The organism is Lactobacillus sp. UMNPBX17, from assembly GCF_002553735.1.
Classification (GTDB): Bacteria; Bacillota; Bacilli; order Lactobacillales; family Lactobacillaceae; genus Lactobacillus; species Lactobacillus gallinarum.
Genome location: NZ_PCYT01000136.1, coordinates 1 through 1,500, shown reverse-complemented (window position 1 = coordinate 1,500; position 1,500 = coordinate 1). Strand labels below are relative to the sequence as shown.

1 protein-coding gene is annotated in these 1,500 nt (G+C 36.1%); it reads left to right on the top strand.

Going from position 1 to position 1,500, the window contains the following annotated elements:
- Positions 1–386 precede the first annotated feature (386 nt).
- Complete coding sequence (locus tag CP368_RS09910; RefSeq protein WP_087712521.1) at positions 387–935, top strand: hypothetical protein; 549 nt, start codon at positions 387–389, stop codon at positions 933–935.
- Positions 936–1,500 lie beyond the last annotated feature (565 nt).

The window sequence follows — 1,500 nt, the reverse complement described above, 5'->3', positions numbered from 1 at the left end:
TTGTTATATTGAATATGTATTTTGTAAATCCGGGATAAAAATTTACTTTATAATTTAAGGCCTTTTGGACGTTGTAGGCTTAAGTGCCTAAGAAAAACACTTTAGGCGTTAAAAATTAACAAAAAATCGGGGAAGAAAAAATAAGAAATCGTGGATTAATTTAGAGTGCATGTTTCATATAAAAGTGCATTAATAAGATGGAAATTTAGCTACTTTGTGAAATATTAAAGCATATGTACTTCTTACTTAGAACAGTGTTTAGACTTCTTCAACTTTTTTATTCACAAACTTAAAATTGCTATAAAATAGTAGATGTGAAACGAAGAAACTCTGTTTCACAAATCGACAAATTTGTTTTTATAACGTTATAGAAAGAAGTGATACATTTGGTTAATAAAGTATTAACCAAACCGCGGGTACGTGGCAAGACGCACCATAAGACTTCACTTTATAGTAAATTAGAAAAGGCTTCGATGTTAATCGGAACAGCTGGTTTACTAGGCGGAGTCATTGGACCTGTAATTGCACCCGCTGAAGAAGTTCTCGCAGTTTCACGTAGTGAAATGCAAAAGAGAGCTAAACAAGGTGGCTCAGGTGGTAAAGCTACACCGCTTGGTACTTCTGAAAGAAAGCCTGGTCCTTCTAAGAAATCTGGAGGAAAAGGCGGTGGACCTAAAGTACATGGTAAGTTGCCTAACAAACTAGATATGTCTTATCTAGTTCCTTGGGGTAATGGCATTTATCATGAAAATGCCTTGGGCTCAAATGCAGGTAAGCTTACTGGTGTTGACACCGATCACGGCTACTACTCAAAGAGTAACACTTACCGTGATACTAAGCTTGATCCATACTTGGGCAAGAATCCAAAACTTGCAGAAGAAAAGGGACATTCAAAAATAATTATTTTGTTAGCAGATGACATTCATGGCAGATAAGCATAAGTTAACAAAATAATTATTTATTAAGGATATCTTTAGTGCGACCTTTTTTTGGTCGTTGCAAGACTTTTTATCATAATCTTTTTGGATATCTTTAGTGCATTCATCCACTGCAAAACTTCTTCTTTATCTTCTTGGATATCTCTAGTGCATTCATCCACTGCAAAACTTCTTTTTTCTCTTTCTCCATTGCTTTTTTTCTCTTGTCCCCAATTTCTTTGTAAAAAAAAAAAAAACTATTGACTGAAAGGAGATTTGAGATTATAATGATCGAGCAACGCGAGACCACATAGGAATCGGGGAGCTGCGAAAACGTAGCATCCAAGCGAAAAAGAGGAAAAAGGGACGAAGTTTACATTTAGAAGCGTCCCTTTTTTTGTTCTCCCGCTAGTAAAGCGGTTACACAAAACTATCAGTATCGGGGGGTAGCTAAGCATTATGCTGGCTACCCCCTCTTTTTTTATTTTTAATTAAGGAGATTTTTACGATGACTCAAAAGCAAACTAATGCTAACTTCCCAGAGCAATCAAACTCAAGTCCTCTGAGAAAGTGCCCTAAACCC